General features: G+C 67.2%; 21 protein-coding genes. 10 read left to right on the top strand and 11 right to left on the bottom strand.

The genetic code is table 11. From position 1 onward, the window contains the following. Nucleotides 1-114: 114 nt before the first annotated feature. Entirely contained in the window at nucleotides 115-942 is an 828-nt protein-coding gene (locus MRBLWH13_RS08040; RefSeq protein ID WP_341957899.1) for an NAD-dependent epimerase/dehydratase family protein, read from the bottom strand. 158 nt (nucleotides 943-1,100) lie between these two features. On the opposite strand from MRBLWH13_RS08040, the gene MRBLWH13_RS08045 reads away from it, so the two are divergent. The 5 genes from MRBLWH13_RS08045 to MRBLWH13_RS08065 all read left to right on the top strand — a co-directional run bounded on the left by MRBLWH13_RS08045 (nucleotide 1,101) and on the right by MRBLWH13_RS08065 (nucleotide 5,014). After that, the gene (locus MRBLWH13_RS08045; RefSeq protein WP_341957900.1) at nucleotides 1,101-2,054 is read left to right on the top strand and encodes an alpha/beta hydrolase; all 954 of its coding nucleotides are present in this window, start codon (nucleotides 1,101-1,103) and stop codon (nucleotides 2,052-2,054) included. A 24-nt stretch (nucleotides 2,055-2,078) separates the two neighbouring features. Beyond that, entirely contained in the window at nucleotides 2,079-2,819 is a 741-nt protein-coding gene (locus MRBLWH13_RS08050) for an alpha/beta hydrolase (RefSeq protein ID WP_341957901.1), read from the top strand. A gap of 104 nt (nucleotides 2,820-2,923) precedes the next feature. After that, entirely contained in the window at nucleotides 2,924-3,694 is a 771-nt protein-coding gene (locus MRBLWH13_RS08055; protein WP_341957904.1) for an SDR family oxidoreductase, read from the top strand. Between the two features lie 7 nt (nucleotides 3,695-3,701). Beyond that, nucleotides 3,702-4,619 carry an RNA polymerase sigma-70 factor gene (locus MRBLWH13_RS08060; protein ID WP_341957905.1) on the top strand — a complete coding sequence of 306 codons (918 nt, stop codon included), beginning with the start codon at nucleotides 3,702-3,704 and terminating at the stop codon, nucleotides 4,617-4,619. Nucleotides 4,620-4,681: 62 nt separating this feature from the next. Next, the gene (locus tag MRBLWH13_RS08065; protein WP_341957907.1) at nucleotides 4,682-5,014 is read left to right on the top strand and encodes a hypothetical protein; all 333 of its coding nucleotides are present in this window, start codon (nucleotides 4,682-4,684) and stop codon (nucleotides 5,012-5,014) included. 504 nt (nucleotides 5,015-5,518) lie between these two features. Here the strand turns inward: MRBLWH13_RS08065 and MRBLWH13_RS08070 are convergent. Both MRBLWH13_RS08070 and MRBLWH13_RS08075 read right to left on the bottom strand, forming a co-directional pair. After that, nucleotides 5,519-6,295 (bottom strand): hypothetical protein, encoded by a 777-nt coding sequence (locus MRBLWH13_RS08070; RefSeq protein ID WP_341957910.1) that lies wholly within the window; start codon nucleotides 6,293-6,295, stop codon nucleotides 5,519-5,521. A gap of 202 nt (nucleotides 6,296-6,497) precedes the next feature. Beyond that, a complete protein-coding gene (locus MRBLWH13_RS08075) occupies nucleotides 6,498-6,833 on the bottom strand; it encodes a DUF3253 domain-containing protein (protein WP_341957913.1) in 336 nt (111 codons plus the stop codon). A gap of 162 nt (nucleotides 6,834-6,995) precedes the next feature. On the opposite strand from MRBLWH13_RS08075, the gene MRBLWH13_RS08080 reads away from it, so the two are divergent. Next, a complete protein-coding gene (locus tag MRBLWH13_RS08080) occupies nucleotides 6,996-8,645 on the top strand; it encodes a cryptochrome/photolyase family protein (RefSeq protein ID WP_341957915.1) in 1,650 nt (549 codons plus the stop codon). Next, entirely contained in the window at nucleotides 8,638-9,918 is a 1,281-nt protein-coding gene (locus MRBLWH13_RS08085) for an FAD-dependent oxidoreductase (RefSeq protein ID WP_341957917.1), read from the top strand. Before MRBLWH13_RS08080 ends, MRBLWH13_RS08085 begins: the two co-directional genes overlap by 8 nt. A 56-nt stretch (nucleotides 9,919-9,974) precedes the next feature. On the opposite strand, the gene MRBLWH13_RS08090 is transcribed toward MRBLWH13_RS08085, so the two are convergent. The 4 genes from MRBLWH13_RS08090 to MRBLWH13_RS08105 form a co-directional block, all read right to left on the bottom strand. Next, nucleotides 9,975-10,490, bottom strand: coding sequence for a hypothetical protein (locus MRBLWH13_RS08090; RefSeq protein ID WP_341957919.1), 516 nt, complete (start codon nucleotides 10,488-10,490; stop codon nucleotides 9,975-9,977). A 60-nt stretch (nucleotides 10,491-10,550) separates the two neighbouring features. After that, nucleotides 10,551-11,150: a ComEA family DNA-binding protein gene (locus MRBLWH13_RS08095; protein ID WP_341957922.1), complete on the bottom strand. Its 600-nt coding sequence runs from the start codon at nucleotides 11,148-11,150 to the stop codon at nucleotides 10,551-10,553. Between the two features lie 118 nt (nucleotides 11,151-11,268). Beyond that, the gene (gene leuS, locus MRBLWH13_RS08100; RefSeq protein WP_341958257.1) at nucleotides 11,269-13,845 is read right to left on the bottom strand and encodes a leucine--tRNA ligase; all 2,577 of its coding nucleotides are present in this window, start codon (nucleotides 13,843-13,845) and stop codon (nucleotides 11,269-11,271) included. Between the two features lie 33 nt (nucleotides 13,846-13,878). Further along, nucleotides 13,879-15,213, bottom strand: coding sequence for an anthranilate synthase component I family protein (locus MRBLWH13_RS08105; RefSeq protein ID WP_341957924.1), 1,335 nt, complete (start codon nucleotides 15,211-15,213; stop codon nucleotides 13,879-13,881). Nucleotides 15,214-15,254: 41 nt separating this feature from the next. Between MRBLWH13_RS08105 and MRBLWH13_RS08110 the strand changes: the two genes are divergently transcribed. From MRBLWH13_RS08110 to MRBLWH13_RS08120, 3 genes are read left to right on the top strand one after another with little or no spacing between them, the layout of a single operon-like run. Continuing rightward, the gene (locus tag MRBLWH13_RS08110; RefSeq protein WP_341957926.1) at nucleotides 15,255-15,926 is read left to right on the top strand and encodes a DedA family protein; all 672 of its coding nucleotides are present in this window, start codon (nucleotides 15,255-15,257) and stop codon (nucleotides 15,924-15,926) included. A 4-nt stretch (nucleotides 15,927-15,930) separates the two neighbouring features. Beyond that, complete coding sequence (locus MRBLWH13_RS08115; protein ID WP_341957928.1) at nucleotides 15,931-16,956, top strand: phosphatase domain-containing protein; 1,026 nt, start codon at nucleotides 15,931-15,933, stop codon at nucleotides 16,954-16,956. 1 nt (nucleotide 16,957) lies between these two features. Then, complete coding sequence (locus tag MRBLWH13_RS08120; protein ID WP_341957930.1) at nucleotides 16,958-17,833, top strand: 3-methyladenine DNA glycosylase; 876 nt, start codon at nucleotides 16,958-16,960, stop codon at nucleotides 17,831-17,833. Between the two features lie 2 nt (nucleotides 17,834-17,835). Here MRBLWH13_RS08120 and MRBLWH13_RS08125 read toward each other — a convergent pair whose 3' ends face one another. From MRBLWH13_RS08125 to MRBLWH13_RS08140, 4 genes are read right to left on the bottom strand one after another with little or no spacing between them, the layout of a single operon-like run. Further along, nucleotides 17,836-19,035, bottom strand: coding sequence for a glycoside hydrolase family 3 N-terminal domain-containing protein (locus MRBLWH13_RS08125; RefSeq protein ID WP_341957932.1), 1,200 nt, complete (start codon nucleotides 19,033-19,035; stop codon nucleotides 17,836-17,838). A gap of 4 nt (nucleotides 19,036-19,039) precedes the next feature. Then, nucleotides 19,040-19,696 (bottom strand): SDR family oxidoreductase, encoded by a 657-nt coding sequence (locus tag MRBLWH13_RS08130; RefSeq protein ID WP_341957934.1) that lies wholly within the window; start codon nucleotides 19,694-19,696, stop codon nucleotides 19,040-19,042. Nucleotides 19,697-19,741: 45 nt separating this feature from the next. Next, nucleotides 19,742-20,269: a hypothetical protein gene (locus MRBLWH13_RS08135; RefSeq protein ID WP_341957936.1), complete on the bottom strand. Its 528-nt coding sequence runs from the start codon at nucleotides 20,267-20,269 to the stop codon at nucleotides 19,742-19,744. Beyond that, complete coding sequence (locus MRBLWH13_RS08140) at nucleotides 20,266-21,057, bottom strand: hypothetical protein (RefSeq protein WP_341957938.1); 792 nt, start codon at nucleotides 21,055-21,057, stop codon at nucleotides 20,266-20,268. Before MRBLWH13_RS08140 ends, MRBLWH13_RS08135 begins: the two co-directional genes overlap by 4 nt. Nucleotides 21,058-21,108: the final 51 nt, after the last annotated feature.

Below are 21,108 nucleotides of genomic sequence, written 5' to 3' on the forward strand. Positions count from 1 at the left end.
CCTGAAGGAAGGTCGCGCACTCGACTTTGTCGCACACGCTGGCTGAGTCGCGCACCTCAGCTGAGCGCAAGGCTACAACGTGCGCCAGCAGTTAGATAGCGATATGACTGCACCTCAAGCCGTGATGTCTTCAACGACTTCCGGGGTCTGAATGCGCCAGTCGTGGTACCTCCGCTGAGCAATCGAGGCTGTGGCCTCCGGAAGAAGGTCACGGCTCGCGAGTCGAGCACCGAAATAGGTCCCGAGCGGGTCGGGCACGACTTCCCGCTCGTCCTGGCGGAAGCTCAGATCCATCACCGCCAGGTCCTTGAGACTGAAGACCTCCGGGCCACCGAACTCCACCATCCCGTAGAGCGGCTGCCCGAGCGACGTGTCAACGACAGCCCGTGCGACATCGTCGGCTGCCATGGGCTGCACCAGCACATCGGCGACCCGGACGGCCCCGCCGCGCACCGCATGGTCGGTGATGCTGCGAATGAATTCGAAGAACTGAGTCGCGTGTACGAGCGAGTATGGGCGGTGAGACTCGATGATGAGCCGTTCCTGCTGCTGTTTCGCGACGAAGTACCCGCCTTCGGCACGGGCCAGACGATCGGTGCCGACGACGGAAAGGGCGACATGGTGCCCTACGCCGGCTGCTTCCCCGTAGCTGAGCAGGTTCATGGTGGAGGTGTAGAAGAATTCTTGCGCCCCCGCTTCGTCCGTGTAAGAGGAGTTCGACACGTCGACCAGAACGTCTGCACCTGTCAGCGCGTCTTCCAGCCCCTCCCCCGTGAAGGAGTTGACGCCCGTGGAGCGGGCGGCGACGAGAACGTCGTGCCCGGATGCCCTCAGCTGACGGACGACCCTCGCTCCGATCAAGCCTGTTCCACCGATCACCGTGATTTTCATGTCGCCCCTCTGAATGCTGTTCGGCTGCGACGGATGTCCGCCCGTACTCAATAGACCAGGCGCCCGCCCTGTTTGTGACAGTCCGCGAGGAACTGCCTTTCAATCGCTAAGCCCGTCACACCCGCTCGAGCTACACGGTCTTGTCTGGCATGGGCAACAGATGTTGAACGAAGGCCCATCCCGTTATCCCTGAGCACGGAAGGACCATCATGGTCGATCACACCCTGGAGCCGGATGCACGAGCATTCGCGGACGCCACCTCGAAGCCGCCGTATCTCACCAACCTCGGCGTCGATGGCGCCCGCGAGCTGTTAGACCAAGTTCAAGCGTCCCCGACCGCAAAACCCGACATCGATGAGGAATGGATCTCTGTCCCCGCCGACGTCGGTCAGGTGCGAGTGCGCATCGTCAAGCCGGTTGGCTCCGCTGCGGCGCTGCCGGTTGTCCTCTACGTGCATGGCGGCGGGTGGGTGCTCGGCAACGCTGGCACCCATGATCGGCTGGTGAGAGAGATCGCTGTCGGCGTCAACGCAGCGATAGTGTTCGTCGAGTATGACCGGTCCCCGGAAGTGCGCCACCCCGTCGCCGTCGAACAGGTATACGCGACCGCGCGCTGGATCATGAACGAAGGCGCAACGAAGGGCCTGGACGCGTCTCGTCTCGCGATCGCCGGCGATTCCGTCGGTGGAAACATGGCCGCTGTTGTCGCGATCCTTGCGAAGCGGCGTGGCGACGTCACCTTCATTCACCAGTCGCTGTACTACCCCGTCACCGATGCGGGCCAGGACACTGACAGCTACCGTGAGTTTGCTGAAGGATTCCACCTGCGCGCTGATGCGATGGCGTGGTTCTGGGACAGCTATCTGCCGGATCTTGACGCTCGCAAGGACGTCACCGCGTCGCCGTTGCAGGCTTCCGTTGACGATCTCAGGGGACTGCCGGAGACGCTCCTCGTGGTCGATGAGAACGATGTCCTTCGCGACGAAGGCGAGGCATACGGACGAAAGCTCATCGAGGCGGGAATCCGCGCGACCCTCGTCCGCTACGACGCCACAATCCACGACTTCATGATGCTCAATCCGCTACGGACCTCAGCCGCAAGCACGGCGGCGATTGAGCAGGCCGTGCGGACCCTCCGCCAAGCCTTCGCCACCGCAAACTAGCCCATTTCGAAGAAAGTGAAGATCATGACCGACTTGAAGCCCACCATCGTCCTCGTTCACGGCGCCTTCGCCGAATCTGCCTCGTGGAACGGGGTTATCACCCGTCTGCAGGAACAGGGGCTCGACGCAGTCGCTGTCGCGAACCCGCTGCGTACGCTCGCCGGCGACGCTGCCTACGTCCGCGATGTCATCACCTCCATCCCCGGGGCCGTCATCCTCGTAGGTCACTCGTACGGCGGCCTGGTGATCACTGAAGCTGCAGCCGACAACGACGCCGTCGTCGGTCTCGTATATGTGTCCGCCTTCGTCCCTGATACCGGGGAGAGTGCGCTCTCGCTGTCGTCCAGCGCGCCGGGAAGCACTCTCGGAGACGCGCTTTCTGTGTACCCGGTCACAACCGGAGGCAACGAGTTCGCTATCCGTCCGGACGTATTCCGGCACCAGTTCGCCGCAGATGTGGCAGAGGATGTTGCGGCACTCATGGCCGCAACTCAGCGACCTGTGACCGAAGCCGCGCTCTCCGAGACGCTTTCCACGTCGCGTCCGGCCTGGAAGGACGTGCCCTCCTGGCACGTGTTCGGCGAGCAGGATCTGAATATTCCAGTTGCAGTGCTGCGGGCTGGTGCCGAGCGCGCTGCCTCGCGGGCAACACACGAGATCAGCGGAGCATCACACGCTGTCCCCGTTTCCAACCCCGGTGTCGTCGCCGAGATGATCACTAAAGCAGAGCAGGCCTATGCCGCGACCTTGGAGGGCGCCGCATAGCCAAGAAGTTTCGGGCAGGCTGTCACAGATCGATGCACTGTCCGGTCTGAACTTGAGTAGGGCTTTCTGCGTGCACGGCGCAAGCCCGGAACGGAGCGGGCGAGATGCGAATCGTTGTATTGGGCGGAACCGGCCAAGTTGGCCGGAAGATCGTCGAAAAGCTCGAACGAAGAGCTCAGGCCGTTGTCGTTGCTTCACCGACCAGCGGGGTGGACGCGAGAACCGGACGCGGGCTCGACGCCGCGCTCGAATACGCCGACGCGGTGATCGATGTGACCAATGCTCCCGATCTCTCCGGAGATGCGGCGCGGGAGTTCTTCGAGGCCAGCACTCACCGGTTGCTGGAAGCCGAAGAACGCGCCGGCGTGAAGCACCATGTGGTCCTCTCGATCGTCGGGGCCGATCACGCAGGTGAAGACGGTTACTTTGCGGCAAAGGGTCTCCAGGAACGGCTTGTACAATCGGGGCCGATCGCTCACTCCATCCTGCGATCGACTCAGTTCTTCGATTTTGCTCGCAGCATCGCCGAATGGAACACCGCCCAGGACACGGTGCATCTACCCGCGAAGCGCGTTCAACCGGTCGCGTCGTCGGATGTCGCGGAAGTTCTCGTGGAACTGGCGATGGGAGATCCGCTGGGCGGCGCCATTGACTTCGCCGGCCCGGAGCAGATGCCCCTGCCCGAGTTCGTGCACCGCGTGCTGCGGGTCGACCACGATCCGCGCTACGTCATCGAAGATGCGGAGACCACCCTCGTGGGCTTCAACGTCTCCGGAGATCTCCTCCTCCCCCGCTCACCCATGCGCCTTGCACCCACCACGCTGGAATCTTGGGTGCACCAAGAAGGACAGCGGAAGCTTTCAGGAGTCCGTTGAGGTGGGAATGGAAGACGTGACAGCTACAAATCCTGATCATCCCAGCAGAAGCGGTGACCTCGCCGCTGCCGTCCAGGTCTTCGACGCGCATCGTCGGCGCCTGTTCGGCATCGCATACCGGATGTTGAGCAGCGTGGCTGATGCAGAAGACATCGTTCAGGAGACGTGGATCCGGTGGCAGAACACCGATCGGACACAGATTCAGGAGCCCGTCGCGTTCCTGGCCACGATAGCGACCAGGCTCTCGATCAACGTCCTGCAGTCAGCGCACGCACGACGTGAGACCTACATCGGGCCGTGGCTCCCGGAGCCGGTCAACACGGATAACGACCCAGCTCTCGGCGCCGAGCGCGCCGAAGCGTTGCATTTCGCGATCCTGCTAACCCTCGAGAAGCTGACCCCGACCGAGCGGGCAGCGTACATTCTGCGCGAAGCATTCGACTATCCCTACCCGCGCATCGCTGAGGTGATCTCCAGCAGTGTCGTCAGCGCTCGACAACTCGTCAGCAGAGCACGCACGCACCTGTCCTCGGCCCGCGTTGTGACAGTAGACACGATCGCGCAGCGCCGATTGCTGGAAGCCTTCCTCGTCGCTGCGCAAAAAGGCGACGCCAAAGAACTCGAAGCACTCTTCGCATCCGACGTCGTGAGCTACACAGACGGGAACGGCGCGAAGCTCGCTGCCCGCATCCCTGTCATCGGAAGTGCACGGGTAGCGAAGTTCGTCGCGGCGTTCTCGCACCACTTTTGGACTGACAAGACAATCGGCTGGGTTCATGTCAACGGTCAACCCGCCGCAACACTTACAGAGAACGGCACGGTGACCGCCATGGTGACAGCGACAACAACGAACGACGGCATCCTTCAACTTCTCTGGGTGATGAGCCCGCAGAAGCTCGGACATGTCACCGCGGCCAGCGCATGACTCGCAAGCACTACCCGGCGTGGTTGCGCCGGAGGCGTCGTGGTGCCGCTGACGAAGCCACGATGAAGGAACTTGCGATCGCGCTGACGTCGAGCGATCAAAATGCGCTCCAGGAACTGCTCCACCGTGATGTCGTCTTGGTCATCGACAGCGGCGGCCACGTCCCCAACGTCGCCGAACCCATCGAGGGGCAGGCAGCGGCTTCCGCACAGCTGCTCAGCCTGGTGACGTCGGGCACGTCCGCCGCGATGGCCTCGATCAACAGCGTGCCCGGGTTCACTCTCATCCGTGACAAAAAGGTCGTCGGAGCGGTCACGGCCGAGATGCGATCGAGGCTGTTGGCCACCGTCTGGGTTGTGTGCAACCCAGACAAGCTTCGCCACTGGAATCGGTGATCCGGCGTCACAACAGCGCGTCCTCAAGGACGGTGGTCACTGGAAAGAGGGCGGATGTCGGTGTTCACCGCCACACTGCTCGTAGAGCCTGCTGTTCCTGGCGCTACTACAAGGAGACAAAGATGCCTCAGCCCGACCGATACGTCAGTGTCCGGATTGAATGCAATTCCAACCACCCGCACGATATCTGCGTCGAAGTAGACCGGCAAGTCCCTCCGGAGCTTCGCTGCCAGCCAAACGCCGGTCCCGGTTACTCGCAGGGCGGCGGAGGTGGTGGTTGCAGCATTCGGTCTTCCGCCGAACTAAAGGAACTGACCAGACGCGAACTTCGCGACAACTTCCAAGAGTCCAAGCGCCGCGGTTATGTGCTGATCCGTCGGTGACAACAGATCCCCCACACTCGCGGAGACGCCTCCTGACTCGGACGCGCTACGTGTCGGACACGCTCTAGGTTGAGGGACACTCCATTCCTTGCTGCGACCGTCCGGCAAACTGAAGGGCTTTCTAAACACGCCCTGACGACTGGGGCGTGGCCTTCGACCCATCCCCAAAAGCAACTGTGTCTCCGGAGACGGCCGTCAGGTGGCTGAGGCCGCTCGTGCGCATGTCGTCGCCGAGCTCCGTCGACACCGCTCGGGTGTCTCCGACCGCGAGTCCGGGGAGCAAACCCGCTCCGGGCTCGGGAAGCCGCGATGAGCGCTCGATGAATGCGCCCCGGACATCGGCCGCCACCGCGAACACCCCCGACGCGGGCGTCTCGACCGACGCGCTGCTCGCGAACACGACCAGTGCCGACCTCTCCCCCGGATCCGTCGCCGCAGCCTCTCCCGTCACCCGGACAGCCGCGCCGAGATCGAACCCGTCAGCCGGATCGATCCCGATCCGCACCGGCGCCGAGGCCGCCTGCACCGACCCCGGCGACCCGATCCCCGTGAGCTGCACCTCCATCCAGAGACGCCCGTCCCGACCGACCGACGCCGACGAGGTGACCTCCCCCGTGGCCTCGACCACACGCCCATCCCACGACGCTGCGCCGTCACGCCCGGGCGACGACGACGTCACAGTGAAAGCGACCGCCGTGATCGTGGCGAGCACGACCACCATCAGAGCTGCCCGCGACGCGACTCGGTCTGCGCGTCTCAGCAGGACCGCACACACGATGACCGCACCGAACGCACCCACGAGCGCGCACCACCCCGCCGCGGCAGGGACGAACACGCACAGGAGAGCGACCCCCCAGACTCCCCCGGCAACGGGCAGGAGGCGCAGATCGCGCTTCACCCGAGCCCGCCGTCACGGATGATGACGGCGACCATCCATCGAATGCTGACGCTGTTCGTGGATGCCTGCATCAGAAGAACCTATGGGGCCCCGCAATCGACAGTCGGACACAGGCCCACGCACCGTGGACAAGCGTCTTCCACCGCGCGAAGTGCAGAAACGGAGAACGACGTCGACGCGCTGATTCGTGCGCGTCGCTTCCTCACGCGCCGGACGAGCGCCGACGGATCTGCATGGGACTTCTGGCTGAGGATGCGTCTACGACACGTCCGTCCTGAATGATGTCGACGGTCCCCGCAGCCACCAGCCGTCGAGCGGCGCGGCGCGCGGGCTCCACCAGCTCATGCCACGCCTCACCGCCGACCGCACGTGCGGCGTCCGAGGGACAGATCGCTCCCTTCGCGCCGAGTGGCGCGAGCAGAGCGAGAATCGCATCCTCGAGCTCGCGATCCTTCCGCGTCACCTTGCGAGAACGGCACGCGGCCGAGCAGTACCTGACCTCGTTCCAGACGGTCGCCCACGCCGCACGCCACTGCATCTCACGACCGCACGAGGCACATGTCTTCGTCTTGTCGCGAGGGAGAGAGGTGCGCTGCCGACTCACTGTGCGCCGCGATTCGACGTTCGGGAAGTCCGGGCGTGGAGCCAGAGCCGTCCGAGGGACGACTCCGCGAAGACGAGCGCCGTTGACTGTGTCCGCATGGTGCTCAGCGTGAACCGGCGAGGGAGCAGGAGATACGGCCGACTCGGAGCGGTCGGCCGCTGGCCCGGCATCCCGTCGTACGCTGGTGCCATGGAGCGGACGCTGCGCAATCTGGTGATCGTGCTCGGCGACCAGCTCGATCTCGAGGCGAGCGGGTTCGACGGGTTCGATCCGCTCAGGGATGCGGTGTGGATGGCCGAGGTCGCTGAGGAGTCCACTCACGTGTGGAGCAGCAAGCCGCGAACCGCGCTGTTCCTGTCGGCCATGCGCCATTGCGCGGCCGAGATGCGTGCCGCGGGACGAGAGGTGCATTACACGTCTCTCGACGATCCCGACAACCGCGGCACGCTCGCCGATCAACTCCTCGCCGATGTAGCGCGGCTGACTCCCGCATCGCTCCAGATGACCGCCCCCGGTGACTGGCGGGTGCTCGAATCGCTGCGGCAGGTGGCGGCGGATGCCGACATCCCCCTCGACATCCGTGAGGACCGCCATTTCTTCTGCACGGTGGGCGAGTTCGCTGCTCACATGCACGAGCGCAGAACGTTGCGGATGGAGTACTTCTACCGGGAGCAACGTCAGCGCTTCGGGATCCTCCTGACGCCGGAGGGGAAGCCCGAGGGCGGCGCGTGGAATTACGACGCTGAGAACCGCAAGGCTTTTCCGGCGCAGGGGCCGGGGCTGGTGCCGCCGAGGGCGGTGTTCGAGCCGGATGAGGTGACCCGTGACGTTCTCGCGCTCGTCACCGAACGCTTCGCCGACCACCCCGGTTGCCTCGACGGGTTCGCGTGGCCGGTCACCCGCGCACAGGCGCTGGAGTCGCTCGCGCTCTTCATCGACGAGCGCCTGCCCTGGTTCGGAGATTTCCAGGACGCCCAGTGGCCGGGCGAGCCGTGGCTGTGGCACGCTCATCTGTCCGCCGCGATGAACCTGAAGCTCCTTGATCCGCGTGAGATCGTCGCCGCAGCGGAGACCGCGTATCGCGACGGACGTGCCCCGCTGGCCTCAGTCGAAGGCTTCGTCCGGCAGATTCTCGGATGGCGCGAGTACGTCCGCGGAATCTATTGGACCCAGATGCCGGGGTATGCCCGCCGCAACGCGTTGGACGCGCATGAGCCGCTGCCTGGCTGGTACTGGACGGGCGACACCTCGATGGCGTGCATGGCCGACGCGATCGGCACCACGCTGGAGAACGGCTACGCCCATCACATCCAGCGGCTGATGGTGACCGGTCTCTACGCCCTGCTCCTCGGGGTCGAGCCGACGGAAGTGCACGCCTGGTACCTCGCCGTCTACGTCGACGCCGTCGAGTGGGTGGAACTGCCCAACACCCTGGGCATGAGCCAGTTCGCCGACGGCGGGCTGATGGGAAGCAAACCCTACGCGGCATCCGGTGCATACATCTCGCGGATGAGCCCACACTGCCGAACGTGCCGATTCGACCCGAAGAAACGCGTCGGGGCGGACGCCTGCCCGATCACCACTCTCTACTGGGATTTTCTGATGCGCCACCAGGAGACTCTCTCCTCGAACCCGCGCATGGCCCTGCAGGTGCGCAACGTCGATCGGATCGACGACGACGAACGCGCGGCGATCGGACGGCGCGCGTCGGCGATCCGCAGAGGGGAGGTCGTCGAGAATGCATGACCTCATCGTGATCGGCGCCGGACTCGCGGGGCTCCGATGCGCCGGATTGCTCTCCGCAGGCGGGCTCGATGTCGTCGTCCTCGAGGCCGCGGATGCGGTCGGAGGACGCCAGCGCACGGACATCGTCGATGGGTTTCGGCTGGATCGCGGGTTCCAGGTGCTCAACCCGGCTTACCCGGCGCTCCGGCGCAGCGTCGATCTCGACGCGCTCGCCCTCGGAAGCTTCCCTGTGGGTGTGCGGGTCCGCATGGAGGAGGGGATGGCCGAGCTGCGGCATCCGCTGCGGTATCCGCTGTCGATCGCCACATCGCTGCGCAGCGGCCTGGTGAACGGTCGGGATGCCGTCGCGCTGGCACGCTGGGCCGCGCCGGCGTTGGCGCAACCGCTCTCCCGTCTCGCCCGAAACGATGTCACCGTGCGCGAGGCATGGGATTCCGCGGGGCTCCGCGGCCCACTCCGCTCCGCCGTGCTCGAGCCGTTCCTCACGGGAGTCTTGGCGGAGAGCCGTGGCGAGACGTCGAACGCATTCGCCCGGCTGCTCGTGCGGTACTTCGTGCTCGGCCGCCCCGGCCTACCCGCACAAGGGATCGCTGCGGTCCCCGAGCAGCTTGCCGCGCACGCGCGCGCGATGGGAGCCGACATCCGTCTCGGCGCCAGCGCGGGACGCATGACAGCGCTCGGAGAGGAGATCAGGGTGGAGCTGATCGACGGCGACTCCGTCCGCGCGGCCCGGGTGGTCGTCGCGGCCGGCCCCGATGCGGTCACCGACCTCACCGGGCTTGCCCGTCCGGCGACGAACGGTCTGCAGACGTGGTGGTTCACCGCCGTCGAACCTCCGACCGCATCCGCGTTGCTGACCGTCGACGGCCGAAGCCGAGGCCGAGGCCCCGTCGTGAACACCGTTGTGATGACGCACACCGTGCCCTCGTATGCCCCGGCCGGACGCCACCTCATCGCCGCGACCTGCCTGCTGCCGCGCGGCGCTGATCCCGCCGAGGAGAACGACGTCCGACGCCACCTGAGTGAGATCTGGGGTGTGGACGTCAGCGCGTGGGAGCTGATCCGGCGCGACGACATCGCCGATGCGCTCCCGGCCCAACCGGCCCCGCTCGGTGCAGCACGGTCGCCGCGCTACGCCGAGCGGCTGTACGTCGCAGGCGACCACCGGGACACCGCGTCGATCCAAGGCGCCCTCGCATCGGGGGAACGTGCCGCACGCGCGGTCCTGAGCGACGCAGGACCGTCGAGAAGCGCCGCATCGCTTCACCGCTGACGGCGGCGTGACGACGCGGCTCACGATCAACTCACATCGAGCCGCGTGGGGGTGGCTCAGCCTCCGATGAAGCCGTTGGTGATGACGGGGAATCCTGCGGCTTCGCAGGCTGTCAGCAATTCAGCCCCGGGAACGTCCCATTCGCGCGAAAGGATGTTGCTCGGCCCCAGCGGTGCCTGCACGGCGGGCACCGCGTCCTGGACAGCCGTCAATGCCGTGGCGACGCGCCCCTCCTCCGCGGCGGGGATGTTGCCGAGCACCCGCGATGCGAGCGCAGTCCAGCCGTCGAGCTCTCGCTGGGTCATGCGCTCGTCGTAGAACGCGGCCTGAGCGTTGTGCAGGATCGTCTGCACGTCACCGAACGCATTGCAGGTCACCTCATCGTCCGCCGAACTCGATGCCTCCTCTGTCGGAGTCGTGGTGGGCGTCTCCGTCGCTGCGGCTTCCGCGCTGGAGCCGCCATCGCCAGGTCCGCCCTCGGCCGCGCACGCGGTGACCCCCACGAGCACGAGGAGAGCACCCACCACGAGGGCGGCATGGCGGGAGAATGCACGAGTTCGATGCAACGTCATGGGCGGAGCCTATCGAAACGAGCATCCGCCGGCATTCCGGCGGAAGGCGCAGGTCGCGCCTCACACCCGCACGCCGTCGCGGATGCCGGCGAGCAGCTTCTCACCGATGCCTGGAACCGCGAGGAGGTCGTCGACGGATTGGAACCTCCCGTTCTCGTCGCGCCAGGCGATGATCCGCTCGGCCAGGGCGGGACCGATGCGCGGCAGCGTCTCGAGCGCAGCCTGATCCGCCGTGTTCAGGTCGACACGGTCGTCGGAGGGCGCCACAGTCCCCGGCTCGTCCACCGCCACGCCGACCGTCGGAACGATGATCTGCTCGCCATCGGCGAGCAGGCGCGCGAGATTGATCGCGGTCAGGTCGGCGTCGCCGGTGGTCCCCCCTGCAGCCGCCACCGCGTCGACCAGCCGAGAGTCGAGATCGAGGACGTAGAGACCCGGATGCTCGACGGCGCCGAGCACATGCACATAGAGCTCCCCCGACGAGCCGCCGCCCGCCGCTGCGTCGGTGGCCAGCGGCACCGATTCGGTCGGTGCCGCCTGACCTCGCATCAGCCCGAGTCCGACGGCCGCCGACAGGACGACGAGCGCCAGCACGATCGCGGCTCCGACACCCAGTCGCAGACGGCGCGGCGGAGTCGACGGAGCGGCGGATTCGGGCATCCCGCAAAGCTAAGCGAGCGATCGGACGCCCCTCATGCGTCAGGCCGCCCGACGGGGAGAACCCCCGCAGGCGGCCTGATGTGCAGAGCCGGTGCGTCGTCTGCGACGACGCGAGCGGTCAGCCCTTGACGACGATGCTGACGATCTTGGGGGCGCGCACGACCACCTTGACGATCTCGCGGTCGCCGATCGAACGGATCACGCGCTCGTCGGCGCGAGCCAGTGCTTCGAGCTCGGCCTCGCCGATGCGCGCCGGCACCTCGAGCTGGGCGCGGACCTTGCCGCCCACCTGCACGACAGCCGTCACGGTGTCTTCGACGAGCAGAGCGGGGTCGGCCGAACGCCAGGTGACGAGGCCCACGGAAGGCTCGTGACCGAGGATCTCCCAGATCTCCTCCGCGGTGTGCGGCGCGATCAGGTCGAGCATCACGGCGACGGTCTCGGCGGCCTCGCGGACAGCCGGATCCGCGGCACCCGCAGCGCCGTCGATGGTCTTGCGGGTGATGTTCACCAGCTCCATCAGGCGTGCGACCAGCACGTTGAACTTCGTCTGCTCGACGAGGGCCGGTGCATCCGCGAGCAGCTTGTGCGTGGCACGACGGAGCGCTGCATCTCCTCCGGCGAACACCACGTCGACGGAAGACGCCACCTCACGCGCGATCCGCAGCGCGCGGGCGAGGAACTTCTGCGCGCCGGTCGTCGAGACGTCGGCCCAGTCCTTGTCGTCCTCCACCGGACCCGCGAACGCGAGACCCACGCGCAGCGCGTCAGCGCCGTACGCGTCGAGCTCTTCCTCGAACAGCACCAGGTTGCCCTTGCTCTTCGACATCTTCGCGCCGTCGAGGAGGACCATCCCCTGGTTGATCAGGTTCGAGAACGGCTCCGTGAAGTCGATCAGGCCCATGTCGAACAGGACCTTGGTGATGAAGCGCGCGTAGAGCAGGTGCAGGATCGCATGCTCGACCCCGCCGATGTACGAGTCGACCGGCGACCAGCGGGCCGCCTGAGCCGGGTCGAACGCCACGGTGTCGCTGTTCGGCGAGAGGAAGCGCAGGAAGTACCACGAGCTGTCCACGAACGTGTCCATGGTGTCGGGGTCGCGCAGCACGGGGTCGCCGCTCGCGGCATCCACCGTGCGCACCCAGCTCTCGGCTGCGCCCAGCGGCGACGAGCCCTTGGGCTTCAGGTCGAGTCCCTCGACACTGGGCAGCTTCACCGGCAGCTGGTCCTCGGGCACCGGGATGATGCGGCCATCCTCGGCATGCAGCATCGGGATGGGCGTGCCCCAGAAGCGCTGGCGCGAGATCAGCCAGTCGCGGAGGCGATAGTTCTTCGCCGCACGACCCGTTCCCGAGGCTTCGAGCTGCTCGATCGCACGGGCGATCGCGTTGCGCTTGGACAGACCGTTCAGGGCGCCGGAGTTGATCATCCGGCCCTCGCCCGTCAGGGCGATGCCGGTGGACGCCGGGTTCTGCTCGTCGAGAGCGGCGCCCGTGTCGATCGGCACGCCCTCATCGTCGACCTCGATGACGGGCATCGCACCGGTGATCGGCGCCGTCGTGTCGACGACGACCTTGACCGGCAGATCGAAGGCGCGGGCGAAGTCGAGGTCGCGCTGATCGTGCGCGGGCACGGCCATGACCGCGCCGTGACCGTAGTCGGCGAGCACGTAGTCCGCGGCCCACACGGGCAGCTTCTCGCCGTTGACCGGATTGATCGCGAATCGCTCGAGGAAGACACCGGTCTTCGGGCGGTCGGTCGCCTGACGGTCGACGTCGGTGGTCTTCTGGACATCGCCCAGGTACTTCTCGAATCGCTCGCGCACCTCGACAGGAGCGTCCTTCGCGAGCTCGCTGGCGAGATCCGAGTCCGGAGCCACGACGAAGAACGTCGCACCGTGCAGCGTGTCGGGACGCGTCGAGAACACCGTGACCGGCTCGTCGCGTCCTTCGATGCGGAAGTCCACGTCGGCTCCGATCGAGCGGCCGATCCAGTTGCGCTGCATCTGCAGCACCTTGTGCGGCCAGAAGCCCTCGAGCTGGTTCAGGTCATCGAGCAGCCGGTCGGCGTAGTCCGTGATCTTGAAGTACCACTGGGTGAGCTTCTTCTTCACGACCTCGGCGCCGCAGCGATCACAGCGTCCGTCGACGACCTGCTCGTTCGCGAGCACCGTCTGGTCGTTCGGGCACCAGTTGACGGCGCTCTTCTTGCGATATGCCAGACCGCGCTCGTGCAGCTTCAGGAACAGCCACTGGTTCCAGCGGTAGTACTCGGGGTCGGACGTGTGCAGCACGCGCGACCAGTCGAACGAGACGCCGTAGTTCTGGAACGCCTGCTTCTGCTGGGCGATGTTCTGGTACGTCCACTCGCGCGGGTCGGCGCCCTGGCGGATCGCCGCGTTCTCGGCCGGCAGACCGAAGGAGTCCCACCCGATCGGGTTGAGCACGTTGTGCCCGCGGTGGCGCCAGAAACGGGCCACGATGTCGGAGTAGAGGTAGTTCTCAGCGTGCCCCATGTGCAGGTCCCCAGAGGGGTACGGGAACATCGCCAGCACGTAGCGGCGCGGCCGCTTGTCGTCGTCGCCGCCGGTGAGGAACGTCTCGTTCTCCGCCCAGTACTTCTGCCACTTGGCCTGGATAGCGTGCGCCGAGGAGGTCTCCTCGTCGACGGGAGAGGTGGACAGGTTCTCAGACAACGAACGCACGACCAATCTGGAGGGAAAAGGGGATCAGTTCAGGATATCGGAAGCCCAGGCCGCAGGCATTTCCGCGCCGAGGGCCGCAAGGGGTGCCCGCGCCTTCGTCGCCACCTCCGCGACCTCGGATGCCGCGACCGACCGCCATGTGATCCCGCCGCCCGCTCCGATCACCGCAGTCTCCGCGTCGATGACGATGCTGCGGATGACCATCGCCAGGTCGAGCGAGCCGTCGTCGCCGATGTATCCGAAGCATCCGGCGTAGATCCCTCGGGGGCCGCCCTCGAGGTCGTACAGATGCGTCATCGCCGACAGCTTGGGGGCGCCGGTCATGCTCCCCGCGGGGAAGGACGCTGCGAACAGGGCGCCCGCTGTCGTGCCGACGGCCGCCGTGCCGCTGACCGTGCTGACGAGCTGATGCACGGCCGGATAGCTCTCGACCGCCCACAGCGCGTCTACACGGATCGACCCCGGCTCACACACCTGCGAGAGGTCGTTGCGCATGAGGTCGACGATCATGACGTTCTCGGCGCGCTCCTTGACGTCCGTCGCGAGCTCCGCGGCGAGCGCGGCATCCTGCTCCGGGTCGTCGCTGCGCGGCCGTGTCCCCTTGATGGGACGGGTGCGGATGACTCCGCCTTCGGCGTGCAGGAACTGCTCCGGGCTCGCGCTGAGCAGGGAGCGTCCGCCGATCCGCACGAAACCCCCGTGGTGGGCGGGGGTCGCGGATCTCAGCCGACGGTAGACGGATACGGGATCGTGCTCCCCGGGGACCGTGAACCGGGTGGTCAGACAGAGCTGATAGGCGATCCCCGCTCGGATCAGGTCGCGACACCGTTCGATGAGGGCCGCGTATTCGTCAGGGGTATGCCTGGCATCCACTCGGCGCGGCTCCGCGGCGAGCGCGGCGGCGCCCTGCGCGTCGACGGAGCGCTGCTGCGTGACGAATGCCGCCCAGTCGTCCAGATCCTCGGCCGCGCAGGCCCAGACGCGCCCTGTCGCGTGGTCGAACGCGGCGAAGCGGGTGATGCGCACCCAGGCGCCGCCTGCGGACTGGGCGGACTCGGACACCGGGGCCCCTGCGGTTCGGGCCCCCGACTCGTAGTCGAACCAGCCGACCCAGCCGCCTCGCAGCGGAGGGCGCGAGCCATCGCCGTCGAGGGCAGGCCCGTCCCCCGCAGACGCATCCAGCCGAACACCGTCGGGGAAAGCGGACGGCTGTCCCGTTCCGATGAAGCTCCACCCCTCGGATGCAGAGGCACCGGCGTCGAGCCAGAACACGTCGGGCTCTGCCCGCTCGAGCGCGAGGAAGAGCGCTGCGGGATCCACCCGGTCCGTCAGGACGCGGGTGCTCAGACGTTCGGGCACGTTCTCAGCCTAGGCCGCGGCGTCTCCCGTATTCTCAAGGGGTGGACGACCTGGTGCCGTGGCTGATCGAGTTCATGCGATCGATCGACCCGGTCGCTCGGACTCTCGTGGCCGGACTCGCTGTCCTGCTGGAGACCAGCGTGCTGATCGGTCTGGTGTTCCCCGGAGACACGGTCGTCCTCGTCGCATCGATCGGCATCACCAGCCTGCCCGAGGCGGTGGCGATGGTCATCGCCGTCGTGGTCGGTGCCCTGATCGGCGAGAGCATCGGGTTCTGGCTCGGACGCTGGATAGGCCCGCACATCCGTGCATCGTGGGTCGGGCGTCGGGTCGGGGAGGCGAACTGGATCCGCGCCGAGCGTTACCTCGCCCGCCGAGGCGGCATCGCCATCTTCCTCTCGCGCTTCCTCCCCGTGCTGCATTCGCTCGTCCCCCTCACCGTGGGCATGAGCCACTACTCGTATCGCCGCTTCCTCGCATGGACGGCGCCCGCCTGCCTGATCTGGGCCACGGCGTACGTGAGCATCACGTCTCTCGCCGCCGGGAGCTTCGACGAGCTCGCCGACCGCGTGCACTACGCGGGCTACATCTTCGTGGGCATCATCGCCCTGTTCCTACTCGCGGTCTTCGTCGCGAAGAAGGTGCTCTCGCGGCTCGAGGCTCGTCACCTCGACATCTCCGACGCGGAGGACGCGACCGACGTGAAAGACTGAAGCAATGGCTTCGTCACCCCCGGCGCCCCGAATCCACTGGTTCGCGCGTCTCGAACACCGCCTCCACGTGTGGCGTGAGAAGCGAGCGCGCCGTCGAGGTCGCACCGCGACCATCCTCCCGTTCCCCGGATATGGCGGCCCCGGGTGGGTGCGCGTCGTGGGGCGTGTGCTGATCGTGCCGCCGCAGCGGAGCACGAAAGACGGAGAGCCGGCGAGCGTGCGCGGCTGGCGGAGCTTCGTCGGGATCCCCGTCAGCTTCGCGAAGGTGGCCGTGCGGATCGGCGATTCCGTGCACCACGTCGTCGCCGACCGCGGGGGCGTGATCGACTCCGTGGTCCACGTGGATCTCGAGCCCGGATGGCAGACGTTCACCTTCTCCGTCGAGGGGCAGGAGCCCGTCGAGGCCACGGCGTTCATCGTCGCGGAGTCGACGCACTTCGGCATCGTCTCCGATGTCGACGACACCGTCATGGTGACAGCCCTCCCCCGCCCCTTCATCGCCGCCTGGAACTCCTTCGTGGTCGACGAGCATGCCCGGATCCCGGTTCCCGGCATGGCCGTACTGCTCGACCAGGTGCTGCGCGAGCACCCGGGTGCTCCGATGATCTACCTGTCCACGGGGGCATGGAACGTCGCCCCGACGCTCCGACGCTTCCTCGGACGCCACCTGTTCCCGGCAGGATCCATGCTCCTCACCGACTGGGGTCCCACGCACGACCGCTGGTTCCGCAGCGGACGCGAGCACAAGCTCACAAACCTCCGACGCCTCGCGTCGGAGTTCCCGCACGTCAAGTGGCTGCTCATCGGCGACGACGGGCAACACGACGAGTCGATCTACTCGGAGTTCATGGACGAGCATCCCGACTCGGTGGCCGGTGTCGCGATCCGTCGACTGCTGCCGGCCGAGGCCGTGCTCGCCGGTGGCCGCGCGGGGCACGAGCCGCACTCCGACGATGTCGCCCCCTGGGTGAGCGCCGAGGACGGCGCAGGGCTGCGCGATCTGCTCGGCGAAGCCGGCATTCTCCGCTGACATGACCACCGCCCTCCCCCGACACGAGTGGCTGGAGCGAGAGCATGCCCACCTGCTTCGAGCGGATGCTCTCACCTCAGCGCACAGGGAGAGAGCATCCCGGCGCGAGAAGCACCCGGTCTGGGACTTCCTCTTCACCTATTACAACTACAAGCCCGCCCAGCTGCGGCGGTGGCACCCCGGCGCGGGCGTGCAGCTCGAGCAGGCTTCCGAGCGGCTGAGCTGGCGCTGGTACTCCCCCGGCGCCGACGCCGACAGCGTGATCCCGGATGCCGCGGCGTTCGCTCGCGAGAAGTCCGAGCTCGCGGCCCTCATCGAGCGGATGCTGCGGCGCACCGCCTCACGCCCCGGACAGTTCGGCTGCTTCGGTCTGCACGAGTGGGCCATGGTGTACCGGGCCGACGAGCACCGGCATTCCGTTCCCCTCAGGCTCGGACAGGCGGGCACCGACGCGGTCGTCGAGAACCACGACCTGCGGTGCACGCATTTCGACGCGTTCCGCTTCTTCACGCCCGAAGCTGCACCCCGTAACCGCACAGAGCTGACACGCGACGATCAGCCCCTGTTCGAACAGCCCGGCTGTCTGCACGCCGGCATGGACCTGTACAAGTGGGCTCTGAAGCTCGGTCCTCTCGTCCCCGGGGAGCTGCTCCTCGACTCATTCGAGCTCGCCCGCGACATCCGGCTGCTCGACATGCAGGCGGCCCCTTACGATCTCTCCGCCTGGGACGTGGTGCCGGTGCCCATCGAGACCGCCGAAGGCAAAGCCGAGTACGTACGACAGCAGCGCGGGTTCGCCGAGCGCGGCACGCGTCTTCGCGCCGCGCTCCTGCAGGCCTGGCTCGGCTCCGCTCAGCCGGTGGCAGTCAGCGCCTGACGTCAGCCGACGGGCTGGCACTCCCCGCACAGCGACCATTCGGCGCTCGCCGCACTGGACTGAAGCCTGAGCGCCATCACCCTCGTGGCAGCGTCGGCAAGCCGTTCTGCCGGGAGGGTCCCCGAGTCGACCGCCGCGGTGATCCCCGCGACGATCTCGGATGCCGTATCGGCTGTCGACCCGGCGATCATGAGAACCAGGTCGTTTCCCGCTGCGACCGCCGTGACGGCGTTGGCCACCGGGTCGGCGTACTCGGGAAGCCCTGAGGACTGCAGCATCCCGAGGTCATCGGTGACGATCACGCCGTCGAACCCCAGCTCGTCGCGGGCGATCTCGTGCCACCGTGCGGAGAGCGACGCCGGTGCCGGGTCCACCGACGTGTACGCGAGATGGCCGAACATCAGCACAGACGCCCCGGCATCCATGCCGGCGATGAACGGCACGGCGTCCTTCGCGCGCCACTCGTCGAGCGTCTCAGCCGTCGAGGGGATCGCATGGTGCGAGTCGCCTGGAGCTGCACCGTGCCCGGGGAAGTGCTTGAGCGTCGACGCGACGACCGGTTCCTGTGCCGCCGTGGCGGCGGCGACCCGATCGGCCGACGACTGCGGATCCGTGCCGAGCGCCCGGCCGTAGATGAACGACGAGGGATCGGCGGTCACATCCGCGACCGTACCGAAGTCGACGGTGATCCCCGACTTGGCGACCAGCGCTGCCCTGGCGGAGAAGGCCGCAGCGGTATCGGCTACAGGCAGCGACTTCAGAGTCGTCGACGCGGCGTAGTCGTCGGCAGGCAGGCGCGAGACGATGCCGCCCTCCTGGTCGATCGCGATGAGCGGAGGAAGCTCGGGGTCGACCGTCAGCGAATCGGTGAGCGCGGCGAGCTCCCCATCCGTCGCCGGAATGTTGGCGCCCATCAGGATGAATCCACCGAGCCCCTGGGCCATGTAGGCGCTCAACGCCGCCGCATCCGTCGTCGGAATGTGCCCCATCACGATGCTCGCCGCCTGCTGTGCCGCCGTCATCCGCCCGACCAGAATCTCGGCGCGGTCATCAGGCCCTGGCACCTCTGCGGGCGCCCCGGTGGCTAGCGCAGGTGCCTCAGCGCCGCCTGTGACCTGGGCAGATGCCGCAGAGGAGGCCGTGAGTGCGCAGAGCCCCACGATCGCCGCTGCTCCGACCGCCCAGGCGCGTCGCCGGGACATGGCGTCAGGCGCTGAGCGCGTCGGCGATCGGCACCGCCGAGTCGCCGGAGCCGTTCCCGAACCGGATGGTGCGACCGAAGGTCGACGGGTTGGCGACGGACTCGGCGATCACCGCTGCCACATCGGCGCGGGAGACCTCTCCCTTGCCCTCGGGATCGAGGACGATTCGGCCGGTCGGCTCGTCGAACGTGAGCGTTCCTGGCCCGAGGATCGTGCCGTCGAGTTCGGTGCCGCGCAGGTGCTCGTCGGCCGCCCACTTCGCGTCGGCATACGGGAAGAAGTCCGAATCCTCCGCGACACCGTGGTCGGCCTTCGAGCCGATCCACGACACCATGACGTAGCGGCCGGTTCCGGCCTCGGCCGAGGCATCCATCGTACGGATCGCGGCGTCGCGGTCGACCGCGTAGGTGCGCTCCGCGGATCCCCCGCCGGCTCCTGCCGACCACACCACCGCGTCGTGACCTCGGATGATGTCCGCGAGCTCGGTCGTGCCGACGGTCTCGACGTCTGCGACCAGCGCGCGGGCTCCCGTCTCTTCGACCTCGGCGACGTGATCCGGGTTGCGGATGACCGACGTGACCTCATCGCCGCGGGCGACGAGGAGCGGGGCAAGCAGCAGGGCGATGCGGCCGTGGCCGCCGAAGACGATGATTCGCGACATGTCTTCACCCTACGCGCCTCTGACGACACCGGCTCGGGGGTGCGGTCAGCGAGAGCCCTGGGAACTGTCGATGACGAACGCCTGCGGGTGCCCGGGGAGGTAGCGGACCACGACCGGCTCGCCGGAGGGCAGGTAGGCATCGCGATCGGGGTACACGGCCGGGGTGAAGAAGTTGCTCTCGATCGTGTACTCCACACCGCTCGGGGTCGTGAACGTCACCCAGTCGCCGTCGACGGTGCCCGTCGTCGGCTGACCGTGCTGGTGGATGTAGGCGCGCGTGATCGGCACACCCGTGAGACTGAGGATGCCGATCACGAGGTTCGCCAGCATGACGACGGCAAGGACGCGGAACACGATACGACGTGCGGTGCCCACCGACTGTCCTCGTGTCGCCGCCTCGCCGTGGAGCAGTCCTTCGCGCTCGCGGACACGTCGTATCGACACGCCGGGAGCAGAACCCGAGGCGGACATGGCGAACAGGCCGAGGATCGAGAAGCCGGCGATGAACACCATCGCGTACCCGTGCGCCGCAGGGAAGTTGATCAACCAGATCAGTGTGTCGAGGATGTTCATCGTCCGGCCTCGTTCTCGATCGTCACGGCCACGGTCTTCGGATCCTCACGGCGGTAGAACGCCCAGATCGGCGCACCGACCTGGAATCGCGAGATCGCCTCGGGGTACGCGAACACCGTCGTGTCGGTCTCCCACGTCGACGCCCCCTCTGGCGCCATGAGCACCTTCAGCTCGAGCTCGCTCTGGCCCTCGAGGCGACGTCCGGTCGGTCGCACCGCGAGCACCGACGCGGGTACCTGCGTTCCCGTCGTCCGTGCTTTCACCAGACGAGGGTGGATGAGACCGCGATCGATCCTCCACTGCAGCATCGCGTCCCGAACAGTCGGATCGGTGATGTCTGCGAGCTCGACCGTGTCCTGGTCGGTGAGGCTGTACCTCACAGGGATCGGCTGTCCGATCTGGAGGCCGGCGAGATCGCTGGGTTCGACCAGCATCCGCAGCTGGCCGACGAAGTCCTCCCCCGCTTTCGGGGCGACCCGGATGAACAGGTCGTACTGCGGCACATCGTTGACGGTGAGGCCGGTGCGGGAGATCTCGACGATGCGCCCCACGCCGATCTGCGACTCCCCCCGCACCCTCTTGCGGCGACCGAGGCCCGACATCGTGCCTCCGAAGGTGAGGATCAGCCCCCAGGCGACCCCGATGATGATCGGTCCGCCCAGCGTGTCCTCCCCGGAGAACGGCAGGATCGACTCGCGCTGATCGATGCCGAACAGGCCTTCGCCGGTCCAGATGACGAGCCATGCCGACAGCAGCAGCCAGATGACCAGGACGACGATGCGGATCATGCCCTCAGCGTAGCGAGGACACGTCGCCGTATCGCGGAATCGGGCGCGCCG

Source organism: Microbacterium sp. LWH13-1.2 (assembly GCF_038397735.1).
GTDB lineage: Bacteria > Actinomycetota > Actinomycetes > Actinomycetales > Microbacteriaceae > Microbacterium.